Consider the following 17,396-nt stretch of genomic DNA (forward strand, 5'->3'; position numbering starts at 1 on the left):
CACTGTCGTGGCTCTTTGCCAACATGCCTTACTGATCAATCGCTGAATTCGAGCGCATGCGTTTGCGCAATTCGAACTTCTGAATTTTGCCGGTCGAGGTTTTGGGCAAAGGCCCGAAGTAAATCGCTTTAGGCGTCTTGAACCCCGGCAGGATATTCCGACAAAACGCGATCAGCTCTGCTTCCGAGATAGTCGCGCCCTCCTTCAACTCCACGAAGGCGCATGGCGTTTCTCCCCATTTTTCATCGGGCTGGGCAACCACGGCGACCGCCAGCACATCGTGATGCCGGTACAGCGCATCTTCGACTTCCACGCTGGAAATGTTTTCGCCGCCAGAAATAATGATGTCCTTGCTACGATCCTTGATCTTGATATAGCCGTCCGCACTCATCACGCCCAGATCGCCGGTATGGAACCAGCCCCCGGCAAACGCTTCTTGCGTGGCTTTCGGGTTTTTCAAATAGCCCTTCATGCAGATGTTGCCGCGAAACATGATCTCGCCGATTTCCTCGCCGTCGGGACTGACCGCTGTCATCGTCTCGGGATTAAGCACTGCAATCGCACTCTGCAAGTGATAACGCACGCCCTGCTGCGATTTTTTAGTGGCGCGCGCCTCTTCCGATAAGCCGCCCCACCCTTCTTGCTCCGCGCAAATCGCCGCCGGTCCGTACACTTCAGTCAAACCGTAGGAATGGATCAGGTCAAAGCCCATTGCTTCTATCTTGGACAATACGGCCGGCGGCGGCGGCGCACCGGCAATCATGCCGCGCACCTTCACCGGCAAATCCTGACGCCAGCTTGCCGGCGCATTCGCCAGCGCCGCATGCACAATCGGCGCGGCGCAATAATGGCTGACATGGTGTTCCCGCATCAGATCAAACACCAGTTTGGGCTCGAATTTACGCAGACAGACATTCACTCCGGCGCGCGCCGCAATGGTCCAGGGAAAACACCAGCCGTTGCAATGGAACATCGGCAAGGTCCACAAATAGACCGCATGCTTGGGCAAATCCCATTCCAGAATATTCGATACCGCATTCAATGCCGCACCGCGATGGTGATACACCACACCTTTCGGATCGCCGGTGGTGCCGGAGGTGTAATTGAGCGCGATAGCTTCCCACTCATCGGCAGGCGCCTGCCACTGAAAGTCAGGATCGCCGCCGGCCAGCAGGCTTTCGTAATCGGTCTGTCCGAAGGGCGCGGCGTTGTCCGGGCCAAGCAGATCGTTGACGGCAACGATATACAAGCCGGGAATCTGTTGCGCCAGTTGCTTGGCCAGTTCGGCAAATTCAGTGTCGACCAGCAACACGCGGGCCTCGCCATGACGCAGCATGAAGGCGAGCGAATGCAGATCGAGCCGGATATTGAGGGCATTGAGTACCGCTCCCGACATAGGCACCCCAAAGTGCGCCTCCACCATCGCGGGCGTATTGGGCAACATGACGGCGACCGTATCGCCCTTTTGCACACCAAGTTGACGCAAGGCACTGGCCAGTCTGCGTGCGCGCAGATACGTCTCGCGCCAGTTCTGCCGCAAACTGCCATGCACGATGGCCAGACGCTCGCCATACACTTCCGCGCTGCGGGCAAGGTAATCGATGGGGCTGAGTGAGGCAAAATTGGCGGTGTTTTTGCCGAGGCCGGATTCGTAATCAACTGTCATGGTGCGGGGGTCTCCTGATGAACGCTGTATCCTCTGTTTAAAACAGGGCTTTTGTCGAGCGTATCACTGATACCTGCAGCGGGATGTCATTCCGGCGACAAGTGGGCAATCAGTCTCAATGTAAGTCCGTCAATCAATTCATTCCTCGTCTCTTCAATTGAGCAGGCAATACCGTAGAAAGCCATTTTGACTGACCACTTTTCCACATTTCAACGTTACGTCCAGCGTCAAAAACACCTTCTCCCCGATAGACAAAAAAACCTCCTGGCAGGCCTGACTTCCTCCTTCGCCCTGGTTCCTGAGTGCATCGCTTTCGCGCTGGTCGCGCATGTTCACCCGCTGATGGGACTGTACGGCGCGATGATTATCTGCACCGTTACCGCCTTGTTTGGCGGACGTCCCGGCATGATTTCCGGCGCGGCGGGGTCGATGGCCGTCGTCATCGTGGCGCTGGTGGTGCAGCATGGGGTGCAATATCTGCTCGCCACCGTCATCCTCAGCGGTCTGTTGATGTTGCTATTCGGCGCATTAAAGCTGGGCAAACTGATTCGCATGGTGCCGCACCCGGTGATGCTCGGTTTTGTTAATGGGCTGGCGATCATCATTGCCATGGCGCAGCTGGAACAATTCAAACAAGCCACGCCTCAGGGGGTGCAATGGCTGCAAGGGATGCCGCTACTGATCATGTGCCTGCTTGTCGCCGTGACCATGCTGATTGTCTATTTTTTGCCGCGACTGACCAAGGCCGTGCCGCCGGCGCTGTTAGCGATTGTCGGCGTGGCTCTGGCCAGCCAGCTGCTGCAATTGCCGACGCGCACCTTGGGCGATATGGCGCATATTTCCGGCAATCTGCCCTCGTTTCATCTTCCACTGGTTCCCTTCAGTCTGGAAACGCTGCGGATTGTGCTGCCGTATGCGGTACTGATGGCGCTGGTCGGCTTGCTGGAAACGCTGTTGACCTTCAATTTAACCGATGAACTCACCGAAACCAGAGGCCAGCCTAATCGGGAGTGTCTGGCGCTAGGTGCGGCCAATGTGATGTCTGGATTTTTTGGCGGCATGGGCGGTTGCGCCATGATTGGCCAAACCATGATTAACCTGAGTTCCGGCGGCAGGTCGCGCCTCTCGGGCATCACCAGCGGGGTCATGATTTTGTTATTCGTCTTGTTTCTATCGCCGCTGATCGAGCGCATCCCGCTGGCGGCATTGGTCGGGGTGATGCTGGTGGTGGCGCTGGAAACTTTTTCCTGGTCGTCTCTCAAGGTACTGGGCAAAGTGCCGCGGCACGACGCCATGGTGATCGTTGCCGTCACTATCATCACCGTACTGACCGATCTGGCCATCGCCGTACTCTGCGGTATCGTGATTGCCGCACTCAATTTCGCCTGGCAGCATGCCCACGACATTCGTACCGACTCGGATACCAGCCAGGAAGGTGAAATCACCTACACGCCGCATGGCACCTTGTTTTTTGCCTCCACGTCCCACTTTCAGGCGCTGTTCCATCCTCAAAATGATCCGTCCCGCGTGATACTCGATTGCCGCTATCTGCATTTCGCCGACCATTCCGCTATCGCCGCATTGGAAGGTTTGCATAAGCGTTACAAAAAAATCGGGACGCTCATGCAGGTCACGCATTTGTCGGAACGCAATCGATTGCTGTTGCAGCGTGCCGGGCTTGAAATAGCGTATCCAAGGTAAAAATAACTGACGATCCCCTTTTCAAGGCTTACGACTGAAAACGGGCTTGTCGATGCTATCCTCAAGCACCAAAAAACTTTCGCCCCCCATCAAACATGCGCTACTGGCGTCTGGCCCCCCTACCACCGGCAGGACAACTGGATCTTTCCCGAGTGACAGGACTGGTCGCGGCGATCGGAAATGCGGATTCCGGTTCACTGGCCACGGCAATATTGCAAATTTTGGGCGACGAGATATCGGTTTCTCAATGCACCATCTTCGCCTATGAGTTTGGTAATCGCCCCAGAACGGTGTCGGTTGCGGACTATCGCGGGGGGCGATTTTTACGCGATGTGGCCGATACGTACACCCGGCTGTTCTATGCGCTGGACGGAAATCAGCAGATACTTTCGGCGGCCAATCTCCGTCAGCCCGAATCCGCCATCCTGCTGCATCAGCAAACAGAAACCGATATTGAGCACGAAGGCTATCGCGCCGCCTGCTACCAGCAACCGAACGTGTCGGACCGCCTGGCACTGCTGGTGCAACCGGCAGAAAACATCTGGCTGTCCATCAACCTCTACCGGCATCGCGATCAGGGAAATTTTCTGCGCGGAGAAATCGCCTTCATTGAAGCACTTGCCCCTTTGATTACGCAGGCGGCAAAGCATCACTATGCGCTCTGCGGCCAATATCAAATGGGCATTCCGCAAATGATGCTGGCGCGCGTTCGTACGCTCTGCCCGCAACTTTCCAAACGTGAATTGGATGTCCTCCGTGGCGTGCTGGAAGGTCAGTCGGCACTGGAGATTGCGGAGACAATGGGCATCCAGCCGTCCAGCGTCGTGACGTATCAGAAACGGGCTTACCACCGACTCGGCATTTCCAGTCAGCGCCAGTTGTTTTCCCTCTGCCTGTCTTGCGGCAAAACCTGAAGCCTGTCCCCCAATTGGGGACAGCGCACTGTTTCTAACTCCCTATACTCTTTCTTTCGCTCCACATCTCTCCGCGCGCGCCATGCTGATCAATGCTGATCAATGCCGCCCCGAGAGTGCGCCGCGTTGCAAGCTGATCCGACATAGCCGCTGTTTTCTTCGGCCATCGGTTGAATATAAGGAAATGAAGATGCATCAACCCACGACGCAAGCCCGCCCTTCCCTCTATTACCGCTACCAGATTTTCCAGCCCTGGCTACCCTCGGCACATCCGGCGCAGGATCGCAAAAAAGTGGTCATCGTCGGTTCCGGTCCTGCGGGCATGGTGGCGGCACTGGAACTGGCCCGACTGGGTGTGCCCAGCGTCATTCTGAGTTCTGAACAGCAAGTATCCCAAGGCAGCCGCGCCATCGTTTTCACCCGTCGCTCAATGGAAATCCTGCAACAGGTGGGTGTAGCCGAGCGCATGACGGAAAACGGGCTTCCCTGGCGTTTTGGCAATTCCTACTACCGTGGCCAGCGGGTGTTTCGCATGGAAGCCCCGCACGATCCGGACGACCGCTTCTTTCCAATGCTCAACATCCAGCAGCAATTTATGGAGCAATACCTGTTGGAGACCTGTCAGGCCAGCCCTCTGATCGACTTCCGCTGGGGCAACAAAGTGACGCAGGTGGCGCAGGATTCCGAACTGGCGCGTGTGAGTGTCGATACCCCCGAAGGGCCGTACACGCTGGAAACCGATTGGCTGATCGCGGCCGACGGCGGTCGCTCCGAAATCCGCGCCGCCATGAATCTGAAGATGGAAGGTTCCTCTTACGAGGGCTTCTTCGTCATCGCCGATATCCGCATCGATCTGCCGCTGCCGACGGAACGTCTGGCTTACTTCGACCCCGATTGGAACCCCGGCAACACGATCCTGATGCACCGCGAACCGCATGGCATCTGGCGGGTAGACTACCAATTGCCACCTGGCGAAACGCCAGAAGAGGCGCTCAGACCCGAGTCGCTCAAACAGCGCATCGATGCTCAACTGGCCATGATCGGTCACGCCGGCGTGCCCTGGGAGATGGATTGGAACTCGGTCTATTCCGCCCGGAACCTGACGCTGCCGGATTACGTGCAAGGTCGCGTCCTCTTTACCGGCGATGCCGCTCACCTGCTACCGATTTTCGGCGTGCGCGGCGCAAACACAGCGTTTCAGGATGCGCAGTCGCTGGCCTGGCATCTGGCGTTTGTGGTCAAAGGACTGGCGAGCAAAAAGTTGCTGGCCAACCACAGCAGAGAGCGCGTCGGCGCAGCGCGTGAAATTATCGCTGAAGCGGGTAAAAGTACGCGATTCATGGCACCGCCCAGCCCGGGCTTTCGTCTGCTGCGCGATGCGGTGTTATCGCTGTCGCTGACAGAAGCCTTCGTGCGGCCGCTCTACCACTGGCGCACCTCGCGTCCACACGAGTATGCGGATTCGGCGCTCAATAGTCTGGGCGACGACAACGCCTTGTTCCAATCCGGCCCCGCCCACGGCGCGCCGCCACAAAATATTTGTCTGGGGTCCAACGACTTCTTGCTCGATCACTTGGGAGGGGGTTTTGATTTGCTGTATTTCACGCAAGCTGCGACGATTCCTGAATCCCTGCAACAGGTCGTGACGGCCATACGCGCTCGCGGTGTGCCGCTAAAGATCATCGCCATCGGCAACACCGAGCGCGTGGCCGGTGCCGATCTCACGCTGGCAGATGCCGATGGACATTTCCGCCAACGCTATGGTGTATCAACCAGCGGGGCCGCTTATCTGCTGCGTCCCGATCAGCACGTCTGCGCGCGCTGGCTGACGCTGGACGCCAATCGCCTGCAAGCCGCCCTGAACATCGCCCTGCCCCAGTCATAGGAGAACTTGATGAATGCCACCAACAACGCCACTAACAATGCGACCAACAACGCGACCAACAAGGCCCTGAGCATCCCCGATCTGGAAACGGTGTATGACGCACTGGCCACCGCCATTGATCAGGCCGGTCCCGACAAAGCCCAGCTATTTCTGGTGAAACTGGCTTTGCTCAACGCCAACGTCCTGGCTAATCCTGCGATTTTTGAGGCGCATATCAAAGCGGCCATGCGGGATCTGCATTGATTTTTTTGCGTGTATCAATGACGGCTACTTGCTCAATTTATGTCTCCAGGGGGGCCTTGCCAACGCGCTTTTTCGAGAAAACCTCTCACAAACCAAACATCAACAGGCCCTAGAACTCCATGCGCGGTGTAGCTTACAGCCCCTTGTTGAACACGGCCCAGACGTGAACCTTAGAGCCGCCACACAAACGGCAGGGGAAATACCCTTCTGAACGGCAGAATCACGGACACCGACGGCATACAGCCGCTACAGATAACGTACTGATGAGCGGCTGCGCAACGGAACAATCGGTACGCGGTTACTATAGGGCAAGTTACCAAAATAAATTTGATCAATCGGTCTGAAATTTCAGACTGGACCTCATAGTTAGTTGTGAACAACCGAAGGAGCAAGCCATGTCAAACGAAGCAAAATGCCCAATGTCAGGTGGCGCTGAAAGACACGCAATGGCAGCGGGACCGTCGAATGCCGACTGGTGGCCCAATCAACTGAAACTCAGCATCTTGCACCTGCACTCCTCTAAGTCCGACCCTATGGGCGAGGCGTTTAACTACGCCGAGGAGTTCAAGAGCCTCGACCTGGAGGCCGTAAAGAAAGACCTCTTAGCGTTAATGACTAACTCACAGGACTGGTGGCCGGCAGATTTTGGCCACTACGGGCCTTTATTCATCCGCATGGCGTGGCATAGCGCTGGCACGTATCGTATCGGCGACGGTCGCGGCGGTGCGGGAAGCGGTAATCAGCGCTTTGCCCCCCTCAACAGCTGGCCGGACAATGTGAACCTCGACAAGGCGCGTCGCTTGATTTGGCCGATCAAGCAAAAATACGGACGCAAACTATCATGGGCTGACCTGATCATTCTTACTGGTAACGTCGCTCTGGAATCCATGGGATTCAAGACCTTCGGCTTTGCCGGCGGGCGTCAGGACATCTGGGAGCCGGAAGCAGACATCTACTGGGGCGCTGAAAAAACGTGGCTGGCAGATGAGCGCTACTCGGGCGACCGCGATCTTGAAAATCCGCTTGCGGCGGTACAGATGGGCCTGATTTACGTCAATCCAGAAGGCCCTAACGGCACACCAGATCCGCTCGCATCAGCGCGGGATATCCGCGAGACTTTCGCGCGCATGGCAATGAACGACGAAGAAACGGTGGCACTTATCGCCGGCGGTCATACCTTCGGCAAAACCCATGGTGCAGGTGATGCCGCACTGGTGGGGCCGGCTCCTGAGGCAGCTGGCATCGAGGAACAAGGTCTAGGCTGGAAGAACAGCTTTGGCACAGGCAAAGGTGGGGACACGATCGGCAGCGGACTGGAAGTCACCTGGACCCGTTCACCAGCGAAGTGGAGTAACGACTATTTCTCGCACCTGTTCGATTACGAATGGGAGCTGACCAAGAGCCCGGCGGGTGCGCACCAGTGGAAGCCTAAGGGCAACGCGGGTGCCGGTACCGTGCCGGACGCCCACGACGCGTCGAAGCATCACGCACCATCCATGCTGACCTCCGACATTGCGTTACGGGTCGATCCTGCCTACGAAAAAATTTCCCGGCGCTTTCACCAAAATCCGGATCAGTTCGCAGAGGTGTTTGCGCGGGCGTGGTTCAAGCTGACGCACCGCGATATAGGCCCTCGCACCCGCTATCTCGGCCCGGACATTCCGGCAGAAGAACTCATCTGGCAAGACCCCATCCCTGCATTCAATCATGCATTGATTGATGCGCAAGACATTGCCTTGCTCAAGGGCAAAATTATTGCTTCAGGTCTGTCTGTCTCGGAATTGGTTTCGACCGCGTGGGCATCGGCGTCCACGTTCCGCGACTCCGACAAACGAGGGGGTGCAAACGGCGCCCGTATCCGTCTGGCGCCGCAGAAAGATTGGGAGGTCAACCAGCCTGTCCAACTGGCGACGGTCCTGAAAAAGCTGGAAGCGATCCAGAAGGACTTCAATGGCACACAGTCTGGAGGCAAGAAGATTTCACTGGCCGATCTGATCGTTCTAGGTGGCTGCGCAGCCATCGAGGCAGCCGCAAAGAAGGCTGGCCAAGATATAAGCGTCCCCTTTACCGCAGGGCGCATGGATGCATCGCAGGAGCAGACCGACGTAGACTCATTCGCCGTGTTGGAGCCGATTGCAGACGGGTTTCGCAATTACGTCCGTAAGGGCCTCGAAGGGTCGGCCGCTGAGTTACTGGTGGACAAAGCGCAGCTAATGACGCTGACCGCTCCCGAAATGACAGTGCTGATCGGTGGCCTGCGCGCTCTGAATGCGAATTTCGATCATTCCGCACACGGCGTGTTCACAAAGCAGCCAGGGACGCTGACCAATGACTTCTTCGTGAATCTGCTCGACATGAGTACGAAGTGGGAGAAATCTGCCACCGATGAAGGCGTGCTGGAAGGACATGATCGTAGCAAGGGCGAGCTCAAGTGGACGGGCAAGGTCGTTGACCTCCTCTTTGGTTCAAACTCCCAGCTTCGCGCCCTCTCAGAAGTCTACGCGTGCAGCGACTCGCAGCAGGTGTTCGTACGTGACTTTGTGGCGGCATGGAACAAGGTGATGAATCTGGATCGTTTCGACCTTGCGTGATCTGAGAATAGAGGCCTCTACCAATCCTCTATTTTGCAGCCCTAGCTGGATGTCTGTTGATTTTTGATTTTTGATTTTTGCTTTGATTTTCGAAGTCCGTTTCCCCCAGAACTGTGTTGGCACGGTGTAGAGCGTAGCCGGTGGTAGTTTCACCGGCTGCGTCATACGTTGCAGCCAACGCATTTTCTGGGGGAATTTTTTTTAGGGCAGACGACAAGCGTCGTCTGAAGCGCGACCACAATCCCACATGAACGGCTAACAGGTCTTGCTTTTTGCGACCAGATACGCATGACGTATCTGCTCAACCAGCCTTTCGAAAAGTGAAATTGATGCGTTGGCTTCCCAGCAAGGGATGCGGCTGATCCTTGAGCGGCAGGATGCCGTGGAAACGCAGCCGGTCTTCTCCGCCCCATACGACGACATCGCCATGTTGTAGCGGTATGCGCTGGCTTTTGTCAGCACGCGCATGTCCGCCGAAGAGGAAAACGGCGGGCATCCCCAAGGAGACAGAGACAATCGGTGCCGAAAAATCCTGTTCATCTTTGTCCTGATGCAAGGACATTTTGGCTCCAGGGACATAGCGATTGAGCAGGCAGGCATCGGGTTCAAAGTGGTCGAAGCCGGCGGCAGTTGCCGCCTCCTTTGCCAGCGAACGGAAGGAAGGCGGCATGTCCGGCCAGGGCAAGCCGCTAGCGGGGTCGGTTTCGGTGTAGCGATAACCGCGCCGGTCGGTGGTCCAGCCCAGACGACCGCAGTTGGTCAGCGCAACGGACATCGTGAAACCGCCGGGCGTGACCATGTGGCGACAAGGTGCCTGCTGTTCCACGGCCTCGATGGCCGGCAGTAATTGCGTCACATAGGGCAAGGCAAAACCGCGCAGCACGTAAGCGCCCGGGCCTATGCTGATCCGTTCATCGACAATTTCACTGGCAAACAAATCAAAACTCATCAATCTCTCACATAAAAAAAGCCGGCAACCATCAGGTTACCGGCTATTCATGCTGCCATGTTGGGACAGGGCTGCGCGAGCCAGGACTAGATCAACTGCGTTGTTATCTGCGCAATCAACTGTTGCGGTGCCAGCGCAATATCGAGGCGGAAACCGCGTTCGTCGTTTTCCAGCGGTTCCAGATCACGAAACTGGCTATCGAGCAGCGAGACTTTCATGAAATGCCCGGCCCGGCTGATCATGCGCGAAGCGATTAACTCGCGCGTGCCTTCCAGGTGGATGAAGACCAGCGCAGGATCGCCCTCGCGTAATAAATCCCGATAGCGCCGCTTCAGTGACGAACAGGACAGCACCAGACCGGTCCCGTTTTGCTGTGCGTTTTTGATTCTGGACTGGAGGCAAAGCAACCAGTCTTTGCGGTCGTCGTCGTTAAGCGGCGTACCGGCGGCCATCTTGGCGATATTGGCGGCCGGATGGTCGCTATCGCCCTCGATATAGGTAAGGCCTAGTGCCGCACCAAGCCGTTGCCCGATTTCGCTTTTGCCGCAGCCGCTGACTCCCATGACGATCCAACGGGTGGTCGAAGCGACTGTCCTGACTATCTGTTCATTCATTGTTGTCTCACATTCTTCATGCTATGTTAGCGCTAACATTGCCTCGCATTTTAATGTCGATCCAGTATTTGTAAAGCAATTTCAATGTCGCGGCGCAACAAAAAAGAAGGCAATTCTGGCACTTGCCTCTACGCTGTGAACTGCACTTGGTAAAAACCAGGAGCAATATCCACCCTGCCCAGGGAAAAGAACCTATAGTCATCCACTTTGCCGTTCTGCTACTACAAAGATTGATTATGCCGATTCGAAAATCTGCCCCGACGCAATCCAAAAGACCGACGCTGGCCGATATTGCCGCCCGTGTCGGGGTAAGCAGCATCACGGTCTCCCGGGCCATCAGTTCACCGCAGCTAGTGTCTGAAGAACTACGCTCGCGCATCGACATCGCCATCGCTGAACTTGGCTACATACCGAACCGGGCCGCGCGGGCGCTGGCACGCGCGCATTCGGACAGCGTGGCGGTCTTGATACCGTCGCTGTCGAATACCGTTTTCACCGATGTACTGGCCGGCGTACACGATGTGCTGCACGCCAACGGATACCGCACGCTGATTGGCAATACCCGCTATTCGCCGGAGGAGGAAGAAAATATCTTCCGCGCCTATCTGGAACATTCGCCGGACGGCGTGTTGCTGGCGAGTTGCGATCAAACGCCGATGGTGCAGCAATTGCTGCAACACACCCGCATCCCGGTCGTGCATATGATGGATTTGTCTGACCCGCAGTCGTGTTGCGTGGGATTGAATCAGTTCGATGCCGGCTACGCCATGGCAAGGCATTTATTGCAGCGCGGGTACCGTCGCATAGGCGCGCTCGGGGCGCAGCTGGACCCGCGCGTACTACAGCGACTCGATGGATATCGCACGGCATTGCAGGAAGCAGGACTGGCTTTTCCGAAAGGAGAAATTCTGGAAGCGATACCCTCCTCCATCGGGCTGGGAGTGGGCATGCTGGGAAGAATAGTGGAACAGGCACCAGAGTGCGATGCCTTGTTTTGCTGCAATGACGATCTTGCCCTAGGCGTGCTGTTCGAAGCGCAGCGGCGTCAGATTCGCGTTCCTGAGCAGCTGGCTGTAGCGGGGTTCAATGATCTGGCTGCGTCGGCGTGGAGCAGCCCTTCCCTCACCACGATCGCTACGCCTCGTTACGATATCGGCCATGCCGCAGCGACCATGTTGCTGCAAAAAATGCGCGGCGAGACACCGCCAGAATCCCACATCGACCTCGGATTCTCTCTCATGGCGCGGGAAAGTACCTGATGCGAATGGGAGGTTTTGATATCTCGAAACCTCGACGCATCGTTCCCCTGGCAACCTACCGGATCTTGCCCTTCTGCTCCGGCATCAGGATGAGCGAACAAGTCAGCCCACTCGCCAGCGCGCCGCAAAACCAGAAAAAGAAAAACCCCAATGTGTATACCGCATTGACTGTGGACGCATCGTTCGACATCGCCAGCTGGCGCGGATCGACCAGCGAAAAGAAACACCCTTCCGCAAAAATCGCCACGAGAAAAGAGGGCCACAAAATACGCATTAACAGTTTCAGCATGGCTTTCTCCTGATGGATATCCATATCAAGAAGGCAAATCTGCTTTAATGGCGACCGAGGTCACATGCGGCCACTTCCATATGCCCAACAAACGCCAGTCGCGCCGCTCATTTTCGATTTGCACGCGCCAGCGTGTCATTTCAAGCATAGGCAAGGCCGCAGTAAAGTTGCCATGCGCATCGGGAGTGATCGTGAATTGCAAATCCTTTTCCGGCTGCGAGGCATGCGCCAGATGGATCAGGATATTGCCGAGAACCGGGGCGCCAAAACTCAGAAATTTGCCATTCAATCGACCATCCGCAGCATCGTAATGCAGCTCAGCGGTCAAACTCAAGGCCGTCGCAGCGCGATCACGCGCCAGATCCTGATTGATCGCTTTGCCTTCCATGTAATAGTTATCCACCACCATCGCATCCTGACGTGAAAATGCCAGGTAAATGGTGAACGCACACGCAATCACTACCGCCAGCGGCCCGCCGATCAGCAACCATGGCCAGCGTTGCGCATACCAAGGTGGCGGTGCGGATTTTCTTTCGTTCAAGGTGCTTGTCACATTCATGAGGTCTCCCTTTTTATTTATGGCATTTTTGAGGCTAAAAATACGGCGCTTTCCGTGACATGCAAGCGAGGATCATCATCGGCTTGCAACACAAACGATATCTTGTTTGAACCTGCCTTGCCCTGCCCTCTTTTAACCTGCACCCGCACTGGTACTGCCCGTGAACTGGCACCGTCCAGCATCACCTCATCCGGCGTAGCCAGAACGATGGAATCAATGCCGGAAACCGAAATCCGATAACGATGTGGCGCTTCGGAAGTATTCATGATCTGCAAGCGGTAGACGTTCTCTATCATGCCGCCTTCGACTTCACGCCCGAAAGCACCGCGGTCGCGGATGACGTCCAGTTTGACTTGGGTGCGGAAAAACAGGCTACTAAAAAAGACAGAAATAATAATCAGCAGTAAACCAGAATAAATCAACACCCGTGGCCGCATGACATGGCGTCGGATTTGCGCAATCGACCAGCCTTCGGTCATGGCATGCTCACTGGAATAGCGAATCAATCCGCGTGGCGCACCGGTCTTGTCCATCACGCTGTTGCAAGCGTCGATGCAGGCGGCACAGCCTATGCACTCATATTGCAAGCCGTTGCGGATATCGATACCGACAGGACACACCTGAACGCACATCGAACAATCGATGCAGTCTCCCGGAGGGGGACTCGCTGCGGCGGTTGCAACGGCAGCGTTTACCGTTGCAGCCTTGGCAGGCGCATCGGTAACGCGACGCGCAGAACTGCGGGGTTCGCCACGTGCCGTATCGTAAGTAATGACCAGTGTGTCTTTATCCAGCATCGCACTTTGGAAGCGGGCGTAAGGACACATGTATTTGCAGACCTGTTCACGCAGCCAGCCAGCATTGCCATAAGTAGCAAATGAATAGAAAACAACCCAAAACCACTCCCACGGCCCAAGAGACAAGCCTGCCGCTTCCTGAAGCAGTGAACGTATCGGCGTGAAATAGCCGACGAAGGAAATCCCGGTCCATAAAGCAACCGTTCCCCATGCCGTATGTTTCGCGGTTTTTTTAGCGATTTTCTGTATCGACCACGGCTGACGGGCCAGCCGCATCCGGGCGCTGCGCGTGCCTTCGATGCGGCGCTCTATCCACAGGAACAACTCGGTATACACCGTTTGCGGACAAGCGAATCCGCACCAGACCCGCCCGGCAATCGCCGTCACCAGAAACAGGGCATAGGCGCAAATAATGAGCAGCACAGCCAGATAGATGAAATCCTGCGGCCACAACACAATGCCGAAAATATAGAATTTCCGCGCAGCCAGATCGAACAAAACTGCCTGGCGGCCATTCCACTGCAACCAGGGCAAACCGTAAAACACCAGCTGCGTCAGCCAGACACACAACCAGCGCAGGCTAGCGTAACGGCCGCTCGCTTCGCGCGGATAAATTTCTTCGCGCGAAGCGTACATCTTGATAACAGCAACATCGTCAGGAGCGGTCTTCATGAATGGCCGCATCCTGAACAGTTAAAAACACTCATTTTTGTGCCTCGGATCCCGGTTCGTTCGACAGGCTCCACACATAAGCTGCCAGCACATGCACTTTGGGTTCGCCGAGGAAATCCCTGAAGGCAGGCATCTTGTTGTTACGGCCGTTGCGAATCGATTCCATGATGATTTCCATAGGATTGTCCGCGCTGCCATGCAACCAGATATGGTCGGTCAGATTCGGTGCGCCCAAGGCCTGATTGCCGCGTCCATCGGCACCGTGGCAAGCGGCACAAGCGCCGAATTTGGCTTTGCCCAACACCGTCTTGACCGGATCACCCTCCACACCGGACAAACTGGCCACGTAAGTCGCCACGTTCTTGATGTCTTTATCGGAACCCAATGCTGCAGCCATCGATGGCATCACGCCGTTACGGCCCTCCAGGATGGAAGTCTTGATCGTTTCCGGTTCACCGCCATAGAGCCAGTCGTGGTCGGTCAGATTCGGGAAACCCTTGCTGCCACGCGCATCGGAACCGTGGCATTGCGCGCAGTAAGTCAAAAACATGCGCTCGCCCATCAGATGCGCCTGCGGATCGGCCGCGACGGTTTTCAAATCCTGCTTCAGATATTTGGCGAACAAGGGACCGTATTCGGCATCCGCTTTTTTCAATTCTTCCTGATAAGCGGTACTCGATTTCCAGCCCAGTTTGCCGGCATACGTTCCCAGTCCAGGATAGAGCGTGAGATAGATCAGCGCAAAAACGATAGTGATATAGAACAGCCACATCCACCAGCCGGGCATCGGTGTATTGAGTTCGGTGAGGTCCTCATCCCATACATGGCCGGTAGTTTTAACCGGAACGCCATCGGCATCCAGCTTGACCTTGTGCTTCGATTGCGACCACAGCAATGCGCCGCAACCGAAAATACTCACCAGCGTCAGGACGGTAATAAAGATATTCCAGAAACCGCTCGTAAAATCAGACATGGTGCTGCTCCTTCTTGAGCTCAGGACCGTCACCGTCGTCATCATCGAACGGCAGATGCGCGGCTTCATTAAAATCGTTATCGCGCCGCTTGCTGAACGCCCACCACAAAATGCCCACAAAAGTGACCAGGCTGATGACCGTCATCGTGCTGCTTGCATGCGTCATAATATTGTCGAGTGCCATGTCAGTTCCTCGTCTTGATCAGCGTGCCCAGCCCTTGCAGATAGGCAATCAATGCATCCTGCTCGGTCTTGTCCTGCAGTTCGGCCGGTGCCACACGGATTTCTTCATCCGTATAAGGAACACCCACACGACGCAGTGCTTTCATTTTCGGAATCACTTCCGCTGGCACCAGTTTATTGACCGACAACCATGGATAACCCGGCATGTTCGATTCAGGAACCATGTCGCGTGGATTATTCAAATGGATCTTGTGCCACTCATCGCTATAACGATCGCCAACACGCGCCAGATCGGGACCGGTACGCTTCGATCCCCACTGAAACGGATGATCGTAGACAAACTCACCGGCCACCGAGTAATGACCATAGCGTTCAGTTTCTGCACGGAACGGCCGGATCATTTGCGAATGGCAGTTGTAACAACCTTCGCGAATGTAAATATCGCGGCCGACCAGCCGTAAGGGCGAATACGGTTTGAGACCCGCAATCGGCTCGGTTGTCGAGCGTTGAAAGAACAGCGGCACGATTTCCACCAGACCGCCAACACTGACCACCAGCAACACAAGGGCAATCAGCAACCAGGGATTTTTTTCAATCCACTCATGGGAAAATTTCATTGTTCGTTCCTGTGGTTTAGGCGTTGGCAGACAACAGCGCGGGGATCGGGGCATCGACTGCCTTGCTGCCGCTCATCGTCTTAAAGGTATTGAAAGCCATCATCAGCATGCCGGACAAATACAACAGCCCGCCGCCGAAACGGATCACGTAATACGGATAAGTCGCTTTGACGCCTTCGACGAAGGTATAGGTCAGCGTGCCGTCGGCATTGACTGCGCGCCACATCAGACCCTGCATCACACCGGCAATCCACATCGAGGCGATATACAGAACGACGCCGATGGTAGCGACCCAGAAATGCAGGTCAATCAGCCGCACGCTCCACATTTCCTTTTTGCCGGACATGCGTGGAATCAGGTAATAGATCGAACCCATCGTGATGAAGCCTACCCAACCGAGAGCGCCGGAATGGACGTGGGCAATGCCCCAGTCGGTGTAATGCGACAGCGAATTGACGGTCTTGATCGACATCATCGGACCTTCAAACGTCGCCATACCGTAGAACGACAGCGAAACGATCAGGAATTTCAGAATAGGATCGGAGCGCAGTTTGTGCCAGGCACCCGACAAGGTCATGATCCCGTTGATCATCCCGCCCCATGACGGTGCCAGCAAGATCAGCGAAAACACCATGCCGATTGATTGCGTCCAGTCAGGCAGGGCCGTGTAGTGAAGGTGATGCGGGCCGGCCCACATATAAGTAAAAATCAGCGCCCAGAAATGGACGATGGATAAACGGTAGGAATACACCGGCCGTTCGGCTTGCTTAGGAATGAAGTAGTACACCATACCGAGGTAGCCGGCGGTCAGGATGAAGCCCACCGCATTGTGGCCGTACCACCACTGGATCATTGCATCCTGCACGCCTGAATAAGCGGAATAGGATTTCCACAACGAAGCCGGGCTGCTGGCGCCATTGACGACGTGCAACAAGGTGACCGCAATGATGTAGGCCCCGAAGAACCAGTTGGCGACATAAATGTGCTTCACGCGGCGCTTGACCAGCGTGCCGAAAAACACCACGGCATAGCTGACCCAGACAACGGCAATCAACAGCGAGATCGGCCATTCAAGTTCCGCATATTCCTTGCCGCGTGTAATCCCCAGCGGCAGAGTAATGGCGGCAGAGACCAGCACCAGTTGCCAGCCCCAGAAAGTGAACTCAGCCAGTTTGTCGCAAAACAAGCGTACCTGGCAGGTGCGCTGCACCACGTAATACGACGTGGCGAACAAGCCGCAAATACCGAAGGCGAAAATCACCGCATTGGTATGCAGCGGACGCAGACGCCCGTAAGTCAGCCACGGTATGTCGAAATTGAGCGCCGGCCAGGCCAGTTGCGCGGCGATGATCACGCCGACCAGCATCCCCACTACCCCCCACACTACAGTAGCGATCGTGAACTGCTTGACGATCCTGTAGTTGTAGTTCAGTTCTGTGTTCACAAATATTCTCCAGAATAATAACGACGACAGCTAAGAACCC

Annotated in this window: 16 protein-coding genes; 6 read left to right on the forward strand and 10 right to left on the reverse strand. The window is 55.9% G+C overall.

Annotation, left to right across the window (positions count from 1 at the left end):
• Positions 1-28: 28 nt before the first annotated feature.
• Positions 29-1,666: an acyl-CoA synthetase gene (locus RGU70_RS11630; RefSeq protein ID WP_322209557.1), complete on the reverse strand. Its 1,638-nt coding sequence runs from the start codon at positions 1,664-1,666 to the stop codon at positions 29-31.
• Positions 1,667-1,930: 264 nt separating this feature from the next.
• Here RGU70_RS11630 and RGU70_RS11635 point away from each other — a divergent pair, with 264 nt between their 5' ends.
• The 5 genes from RGU70_RS11635 (at position 1,931) to katG (ending at position 9,000) form a co-directional block, all read left to right on the forward strand.
• Positions 1,931-3,367, forward strand: a complete 1,437-nt coding sequence (locus tag RGU70_RS11635) for a SulP family inorganic anion transporter (protein ID WP_322210789.1) — start codon at positions 1,931-1,933, stop codon at positions 3,365-3,367.
• Between the two features lie 95 nt (positions 3,368-3,462).
• Positions 3,463-4,281 carry a helix-turn-helix transcriptional regulator gene (locus tag RGU70_RS11640; RefSeq protein WP_322209558.1) on the forward strand — a complete coding sequence of 273 codons (819 nt, stop codon included), beginning with the start codon at positions 3,463-3,465 and terminating at the stop codon, positions 4,279-4,281.
• Positions 4,282-4,471: 190 nt separating this feature from the next.
• On the forward strand, positions 4,472-6,166 hold the full coding sequence (locus RGU70_RS11645; protein WP_322209559.1) for an FAD-dependent monooxygenase: 1,695 nt from the start codon (positions 4,472-4,474) through the stop codon (positions 6,164-6,166).
• 9 nt (positions 6,167-6,175) lie between these two features.
• Positions 6,176-6,409: a DUF2783 domain-containing protein gene (locus RGU70_RS11650; protein WP_322209560.1), complete on the forward strand. Its 234-nt coding sequence runs from the start codon at positions 6,176-6,178 to the stop codon at positions 6,407-6,409.
• 395 nt (positions 6,410-6,804) lie between these two features.
• A complete protein-coding gene (gene katG, locus RGU70_RS11655; protein ID WP_322209561.1) occupies positions 6,805-9,000 on the forward strand; it encodes a catalase/peroxidase HPI in 2,196 nt (731 codons plus the stop codon).
• Positions 9,001-9,301: 301 nt separating this feature from the next.
• Here katG and alkB read toward each other — a convergent pair whose 3' ends face one another.
• Positions 9,302-9,952 (reverse strand): DNA oxidative demethylase AlkB, encoded by a 651-nt coding sequence (gene alkB / locus RGU70_RS11660; protein WP_322209562.1) that lies wholly within the window; start codon positions 9,950-9,952, stop codon positions 9,302-9,304.
• Between the two features lie 83 nt (positions 9,953-10,035).
• Positions 10,036-10,563, reverse strand: coding sequence for a gluconokinase (locus RGU70_RS11665; protein ID WP_322209563.1), 528 nt, complete (start codon positions 10,561-10,563; stop codon positions 10,036-10,038).
• A gap of 236 nt (positions 10,564-10,799) precedes the next feature.
• On the opposite strand from RGU70_RS11665, the gene RGU70_RS11670 reads away from it, so the two are divergent.
• Positions 10,800-11,822: a LacI family DNA-binding transcriptional regulator gene (locus tag RGU70_RS11670; protein WP_322209564.1), complete on the forward strand. Its 1,023-nt coding sequence runs from the start codon at positions 10,800-10,802 to the stop codon at positions 11,820-11,822.
• A 55-nt stretch (positions 11,823-11,877) separates the two neighbouring features.
• Here the strand turns inward: RGU70_RS11670 and RGU70_RS11675 are convergent, their stop codons facing one another.
• The 7 genes from RGU70_RS11675 to ccoN are packed head-to-tail and all read right to left on the reverse strand — an operon-like array spanning position 11,878 to position 17,356.
• A complete protein-coding gene (locus RGU70_RS11675) occupies positions 11,878-12,111 on the reverse strand; it encodes a hypothetical protein (protein ID WP_322209565.1) in 234 nt (77 codons plus the stop codon).
• Between the two features lie 25 nt (positions 12,112-12,136).
• Positions 12,137-12,670: a FixH family protein gene (locus tag RGU70_RS11680; RefSeq protein WP_322209566.1), complete on the reverse strand. Its 534-nt coding sequence runs from the start codon at positions 12,668-12,670 to the stop codon at positions 12,137-12,139.
• A gap of 17 nt (positions 12,671-12,687) precedes the next feature.
• Positions 12,688-14,139, reverse strand: coding sequence for a cytochrome c oxidase accessory protein CcoG (gene ccoG, locus RGU70_RS11685; protein ID WP_322209568.1), 1,452 nt, complete (start codon positions 14,137-14,139; stop codon positions 12,688-12,690).
• 31 nt (positions 14,140-14,170) lie between these two features.
• Entirely contained in the window at positions 14,171-15,112 is a 942-nt protein-coding gene (ccoP, locus tag RGU70_RS11690) for a cytochrome-c oxidase, cbb3-type subunit III (RefSeq protein WP_322209569.1), read from the reverse strand.
• Positions 15,105-15,296: a cbb3-type cytochrome c oxidase subunit 3 gene (locus tag RGU70_RS11695; RefSeq protein WP_322209570.1), complete on the reverse strand. Its 192-nt coding sequence runs from the start codon at positions 15,294-15,296 to the stop codon at positions 15,105-15,107. Before RGU70_RS11695 ends, ccoP begins: the two co-directional genes overlap by 8 nt.
• Position 15,297: 1 nt before the next feature.
• The gene (ccoO, locus tag RGU70_RS11700; protein WP_322209571.1) at positions 15,298-15,912 is read right to left on the reverse strand and encodes a cytochrome-c oxidase, cbb3-type subunit II; all 615 of its coding nucleotides are present in this window, start codon (positions 15,910-15,912) and stop codon (positions 15,298-15,300) included.
• 16 nt (positions 15,913-15,928) lie between these two features.
• Complete coding sequence (gene ccoN / locus RGU70_RS11705) at positions 15,929-17,356, reverse strand: cytochrome-c oxidase, cbb3-type subunit I (protein ID WP_322209572.1); 1,428 nt, start codon at positions 17,354-17,356, stop codon at positions 15,929-15,931.
• Between the last annotated feature and the right edge of the window lie 40 nt (positions 17,357-17,396).

The sequence above is a fragment of the Herbaspirillum sp. RTI4 genome (genome assembly GCF_034313965.1).
Taxonomy (GTDB): Bacteria; Pseudomonadota; Gammaproteobacteria; order Burkholderiales; family Burkholderiaceae_D; genus Herbaspirillum.

Excerpts from the sequence above, each read along its gene's own strand:
- RGU70_RS11630 (WP_322209557.1), bottom strand. The coding sequence starts at position 1,666 with ATGACAGTTGATTACGAATCCGGCCTCGGCAAAAACACCGCCAATTTT.
- RGU70_RS11640 (WP_322209558.1), top strand. The coding sequence starts at position 3,463 with ATGCGCTACTGGCGTCTGGCCCCCCTACCACCGGCAGGACAACTGGAT.
- RGU70_RS11645 (WP_322209559.1), top strand. The coding sequence starts at position 4,472 with ATGCATCAACCCACGACGCAAGCCCGCCCTTCCCTCTATTACCGCTAC.
- RGU70_RS11650 (WP_322209560.1), top strand. The coding sequence starts at position 6,176 with ATGAATGCCACCAACAACGCCACTAACAATGCGACCAACAACGCGACC.
- katG (WP_322209561.1), top strand. The coding sequence starts at position 6,805 with ATGTCAAACGAAGCAAAATGCCCAATGTCAGGTGGCGCTGAAAGACAC.
- RGU70_RS11665 (WP_322209563.1), bottom strand. The coding sequence starts at position 10,563 with ATGAATGAACAGATAGTCAGGACAGTCGCTTCGACCACCCGTTGGATC.
- RGU70_RS11670 (WP_322209564.1), top strand. The coding sequence starts at position 10,800 with ATGCCGATTCGAAAATCTGCCCCGACGCAATCCAAAAGACCGACGCTG.
- RGU70_RS11675 (WP_322209565.1), bottom strand. The coding sequence starts at position 12,111 with ATGCTGAAACTGTTAATGCGTATTTTGTGGCCCTCTTTTCTCGTGGCG.
- RGU70_RS11680 (WP_322209566.1), bottom strand. The coding sequence starts at position 12,670 with ATGAATGTGACAAGCACCTTGAACGAAAGAAAATCCGCACCGCCACCT.
- ccoG (WP_322209568.1), bottom strand. The coding sequence starts at position 14,139 with ATGAAGACCGCTCCTGACGATGTTGCTGTTATCAAGATGTACGCTTCG.
- ccoP (WP_322209569.1), bottom strand. The coding sequence starts at position 15,112 with ATGTCTGATTTTACGAGCGGTTTCTGGAATATCTTTATTACCGTCCTG.
- RGU70_RS11695 (WP_322209570.1), bottom strand. The coding sequence starts at position 15,296 with ATGGCACTCGACAATATTATGACGCATGCAAGCAGCACGATGACGGTC.
- ccoO (WP_322209571.1), bottom strand. The coding sequence starts at position 15,912 with ATGAAATTTTCCCATGAGTGGATTGAAAAAAATCCCTGGTTGCTGATT.